Raw genomic sequence first — 5,415 nt, 5'->3', positions numbered from 1 at the left:
GCTTCGGTGCGTAGCGGGTTGATCTCCGAGACCGCGCCGACGAACGTGGTCTTGCCCACGCCGAACCCGCCGGCCACCACGATCTTCGCCGAGGTGGTCGATCTGGCGGTCCCGCCGCTAGAGCTTGCGAAGTCCACTGAGCACCCTTTCGAGCAATGTCACGTCTGGCTGCCCGTCGGCGCCTTCGTCGCCGCCGGGCTGATGGATGGCGACGAGCCCGGCCTCCGCCAGGTCGGCGACGAGAATCCGGGCCACGCCGAGGGGAATGGCGAGCAGTGCCGAGATCTCCGCGATGGACTTGATCTCCCGGCACAGGTGGCAGATCCGCTGGTGCTCGGGCAGCCGGCCCTGCACGTCCTGCGGCGCCACCGACGTCTGGACCAGCGCCTCAAGGGCGAGCTGGTAGCGCGGCCTGGTCCGGCCGCCGGTCATCGCGTACGGCCGCACCAGCGGGTTGCCCGAGCCCGCCGGGGGCGCGGGCGTGGCCGCGGGCGGCGGGTCGACCGGCTGGTACGGCTGGTCGTACGGGAGCGGCTGCTGCCGCCGCGGGTACGGCTGTCCGGGGACCCCACCGCCGCCCGACCCCGCGGGCGGGTACGCCGCCGAGTGCCGCGGCCCGCGCCGCCCGCGGTCGCCGTGGCCTCTGCCGCGCCCGAAGGACCAGTCGGCCGACGACGAACCGCCAGGGGTTGTTGCCACGATGACCTCCTCCGGGTGCCCGGCGCGGGGTGAGCGGGTCCCTTGCGTTCCGAAACCTTAAGGCCCCGGGACGGCGGCCCGCACCGCCGGGCGGCTAGTTCAGCAGGCTGCCCTGAAGCTCGGCACGCAGGTCCGGGGTGAGCACGGTGCCCGCCCGGTCCACAAGAAGAGCCATTTCGTACCCGATAAGACCGATATCGGCCTCGGGATGAGCAAGAACGGCCAGTGAGGAACCGTCGGAAATGGACATGATGAACAGGAATCCCCGCTCCATCTCCACAACCGTCTGGTTCACGTGACCGCCTTCGAAGATGCGGGACGCGCCCGCGGTCAGTGAGGTCAGTCCCGAGGCGACGGCGGCGAGTTGGTCGGCGCGGTCTCGGGGGAAGCCTTCGGACATCGCCAGAAGGAGTCCGTCGGCGGAGACCACCACGGTGTGGGACACCCCGGGGGTGTTGTCCACGAAGTTGGTGATCAACCAGTTCAGGTTCTGGGCCGCCTGGCTCATCGGGCTCACACTAACGCTCCTGGTCGTAGCTGCTGTCATGACCACTGTGCTGCTGCTCCGCCGTGGTACGGGTCTCGGTGTCGCCGCCTGCGTCGCGGCCGCGCTGGACGCCGCGGCGCAGGTTGCTCAGTCTGCCCCTGACATCCTCCGGAGCGCGAGACACCTGCGGCCCCCCGGGCGGCGACTGCTCCGCGGCGCCGTCGACCAGATTGGCCCGCGGCGTACGCCGCGGCAGCCCCGACGGTGTCACACCGCCGGCCCTCGGCTCTCTCGCCCGCCCCGCGCGCTCCCAGCGCTCGTCGTTGGGGGAGTTCCACTCGTCGGGGTCGCCGCCTGGCGTCGTGTGGCCGTTCATGCTGGTTCCGTCGGTCGTGGGGGTGCCGGTGCCCGTGGCGCCCGCGGGGGCGTCGCGGCGTGGGACGTCGCCGGGCCCCCCGCTTCCCGCGCCGCGGCCGGCGGCCCGGCCGCCCCGGTCGCCGTTCGCGGAGCCGCGGCGGGGGAGTCCCGCCTCGGTCAGCTCATGGGTGCCGTTGCTGTGCGCGGGGCTCGGACCGCCGGGGCCCGTGGCCGCCCCCGCGCCGGGGGTCCGGCCCTGGGACGGGTTCTGCGCGGGGGCCGGAGCGGACGCGTACTGGTCGTCATGCGTCCCCCAATGGCCGTTGTCGCCTTGCCCGTTGCCCTCGCCGGACTGGTCATCGTAGCCCCAGGCGGGCGGCTGCGGGGGACCGGTGGGTGCCGTCTGGTCCGAGGGCCCAGGACGCCCCTGTGAGGCGCCGTCGCCCACCGGATGGACCTGTTCCGCATCGCCGCCGCCGAACGGCGCGTAGGGGGCGCTGTAGGGCTCCTGGAGGGACGCTTGCGGGTCGACCGGCCCCTGGCCGTTCGCCGCGGGGACGACGCCGGGCGCCGCGGGCGGCAGCGCGCCGTAGGGGGCGGACGTCGCGCCGTACGGTGCGGGGGACGTCGCGTCGTACTCGGTGGGCGACGTCGCGTCGTACGGTGCGGGGGATGTCGCGTCGTAGGGCGCGGGCGACGTCGCGGCGTACGGAGCCGACGGCTCCTGGTACGCCGCCGCGGGCACCCCGTCGTACGCGGTGGGCTGTGCGGCGTCGTACGGCGCGGGTGCTCCGTCGCCGTAGGGCGCCATGGCGAAGCCCTCGGGGGCGGCGTACCCGCCGGGCGCCCCGGCGCCGTAGCCCGGCGTGGTCCCCGCGCCGTAGCCGTCCTGGCCCGCGCCGTACGGCGCCTGCCGCCCCGCACCGTAGCCGCCGTACGGAGCCGATGGGGCCGCGGCGTCGTACCCGGCACCGGCGCCCACCTGCCCCGGGGCCGCCGCCTCGTAGCCGGGGGGCAGCGCGGCGCCGTCGCCCGGCACGCGCGCGTGCTGCCCGGTCGCGGCGCCGTCCTGCCGCGGCCGGTTCGACTGCGCCTGTGCCTCAAGCGCCGCGCGCCGCACCCCGCGCTCCAGGGAGCGGCCCACCGGGTCGAGGCCCGCGCCGTCCGGGCGCCGCTCGCCGTCCGCGTCGCCGTAGCGGCTGTCGTCGAAGCCGAGGTCTGCCGCGGTGAGCTGGGCCTCCTGGGGAAACGCCTGCGGCGCCTGCGGGATCATCGAGGACACCGTGAACTCGTCCTCGGCGGGCTGCGCGCCGCCGCCGTGGGTGATCGCGGCGGGCAGCATCACCAGCGACGTGGTCCCGGCGGACTGCTCGCCCAGGGGCCGCAACTGCACCTTGATGCCGTGCCGGTCGGCGAGGCGGCCGACCACGAAGAGGCCCATGCGCTGCGACACGGTGGCGTCCACGGTGGGCGGGTTGGCCAGCTTGTGGTTGATGTCCGCGAAGTCCTCGGCGGTCAGGCCGATGCCCTTGTCATGGATCTCGATCATCACGCGGCCGTCGGGTATCCGCGTCGCGGTCACCCGCACCCGGGTCTGCGGCGACGAGAACGACGTCGCGTTCTCCAGCAGCTCCGCCAGCAGGTGCACCAGGTCGGTCACCGCGAGGCCGTGGATGTCGGCCTCGGGCACCCCGCTCATCTCGATCCTGGCGTACTGCTCCACCTCGGAGACCGCCGCGCGCAGCACATCCACAAGCGGCACCGGCTGGTCCCACCGGCGCCCCGGCTCCTCGCCCGCGAGGACCAGGAGGTTCTCGCCGTTGCGGCGCATCCGGGTGGCGAGGTGGTCCAGCTTGAACAGGTTCTCCAACTGCTCCGGGTCCGCCTCGTTGTTCTCCAGGCCGGTGATCAGGGTGAGCTGGCCCTCGATGAGGGACTGCTGGCGGCGCGAGAGGTTGGTGAAGATGGCGTTGATGTTGCCGCGCAGCAGCGCCTGCTCGGCGGCGAGCCGCACCGCCTCCCTGTGCACCTGGTCGAAGGCGCGCGCCACCTCGCCGATCTCGTCGGTCGAGGAGATCGGCAGCGGCTTCACGCGCGTGTCGACCTGCCCGGGGTCGGTCCGCGAGAGCTGGTCGACCAGCATCGGCAGCCGCTCCTGCGCGATCCCGAACGCGGCCGTGCGCAGCCGCCGCATGCTGCGGCCCATCTGCCGCGCCATGAGCCCGGCGAGCACGAACGCCGCGAGCAGCGCCACCAGCACCGCCCCGGCCGTGACGAGGGTGGACCGCTTCGCGTCGTCCGCGATGCCCGACGCCTCCCGTACCGCCTTGTCGGCGAGGTCGCTCTCGATGCCCCGGTACGCGTCGAACTTGGCGGTGTTCGACCGCCACCAGCCGGCCTCGGTGATCCCCTTGTCGGCGAGCTTGTCCCGGGCGCCGCCCGAGGTGTCGGGCAGCGCGGCGAGCTGGGCGACCGTCTCCTCGGCGCCGGGCGGCGGCGTGTAGTCGCGCCCCGCGGCCTTGGCCGCCGCGGCGTCCCGCGCCGCCTGCTCCTTGGCGTCCCCGGCCAGTTGGCGCTGCGCCGCCGTCAGCGTGTCCACGTCGCGCTGGGTGCCGCCCGACGTGTACTCCTCGACGGCGATGCGCTCCAGGTAGGCGTACGAGCTGAGCGCGACCCGCTGCCTGCCGAGGTCGGCGGCGCCGGGGCCCGGCTTGACGAGGAGGTGGGTGCCGATGGAGCGCTCCAGCGACCCGGCGGCCTTCGCCAGCGATATCGCGTAGACGGTGCGGCCGTAGCTGGTGATGTTGCCGGTGCCGAGCCCCAGCTCGTTGGCGAACTGCATCAGCGGATGCTGGATGGTGACGTACGCCTCCTCCGTGCGCACCCCGGGCAGCGCGGAGGTGTAGGCGGTCTTGCGGAGCTTGCCGAGCCCGGGCTCCACCGTGTGGAAGGCGGCGAGGCGGCGCTTGAGCCCGGTTTTGTCCGGCATGTTGCCCGTGGCGCGCCGGAACGCCGCGGCGGCGTCGTCGGTGGTCCTGCGCACCCGCGCGACGGCCGGGTCGTCGGTCCTGCCGCGCAGCAGCGGCGCGGCCGAGACGTCGCGCTCGTCGATCAGGCTCTGGCTGTACGTGAGCGCCGCGCGCACCAGCCGCGCCGTCTCCTCGGCGTCCCTCGCCTGCTTCCAGGTGTCGAGGGAGTGCTGCACCTGGAAGCCGCCCATCACCAGGCCGACCAGCACGGGTATCAGCAGGATCGCGTTGAGCCTGGTCGGCACCCGCCAGTTGCGGGGCGCGAGGCGGCGGCCGGGGGGCGGAAGGGAGCCGTCGGGTGCGCCCGCGGCGGGGGCCGCCGCGTTCGGGGGCGTGAAATTGCCGCGCGCGGACGCCCCCGGGCCGCTCTTGCTACGCCTCACTGGACCAACAACCTCTCGGCATCGGCACCGCGGTGCCGCCGTCGTACCAGACCCGGGTACAACCGGGCGGTTTCGCGCATTCCAGCACGTCAGGCAGTGGTCTTCAAACGCTTCGCGCGCCACGGAGGCAAGGATGCGCCACCGAGGAGAAAACGCGCATAGAGGGCGGTTCACGCCAAAGGGGAGGGCGGCCATCAGCGCAGGGGCACCGGGCGACCGCGACGCGTGGCGCCGGAGGCTGATTTCTCGCTCAAACTGTTACGAACGCCGGAGCCGGTCGTGTCGTACGACACAACCGGCTCTCGTTCTTGTCGACTTCTTGTCGACACGGTGGATACGTCAGCGGCCGTAGCGGCCTACGCATCCGGGGGTGGTCACCGTAGTCGGGCCATGAGGGCGTGTTCGACGAGGGTGATGAGGGCGCTTTTGGCGTCGGCGCGGTGGCGGGCGTCGGTGGTGA

3 protein-coding genes and 2 pseudogenes are annotated in these 5,415 nt (G+C 73.7%); all 5 read right to left on the bottom strand.

Annotated elements, in window-relative coordinates:
• Positions 1–137 (bottom strand): annotated as a pseudogene (locus tag ACIBIW_RS36695) (ATP-binding protein); the annotation flags it as partial.
• A complete protein-coding gene (locus ACIBIW_RS36690; protein WP_399342876.1) occupies positions 118–699 on the bottom strand; it encodes a DUF742 domain-containing protein in 582 nt (193 codons plus the stop codon). The pseudogene ACIBIW_RS36695 and the gene ACIBIW_RS36690, both read right to left, overlap by 20 nt.
• Positions 700–793: 94 nt before the next feature.
• Positions 794–1,207: a roadblock/LC7 domain-containing protein gene (locus ACIBIW_RS36685; RefSeq protein ID WP_189419756.1), complete on the bottom strand. Its 414-nt coding sequence runs from the start codon at positions 1,205–1,207 to the stop codon at positions 794–796.
• Between the two features lie 10 nt (positions 1,208–1,217).
• Entirely contained in the window at positions 1,218–4,955 is a 3,738-nt protein-coding gene (locus ACIBIW_RS36680) for a nitrate- and nitrite sensing domain-containing protein (RefSeq protein WP_399342874.1), read from the bottom strand.
• A 374-nt stretch (positions 4,956–5,329) separates the two neighbouring features.
• Positions 5,330–5,415 (bottom strand): annotated as a pseudogene (locus ACIBIW_RS36675) (ATP-binding protein); the annotation flags it as partial.

This window comes from Streptomyces sp. NPDC050560 (assembly GCF_044457285.1).
Lineage (GTDB): Bacteria > Actinomycetota > Actinomycetes > Streptomycetales > Streptomycetaceae > Streptomyces.
Note: the sequence above shows the minus strand (reverse complement) of the source record. Positions and strands in the feature narration are given on the sequence as shown.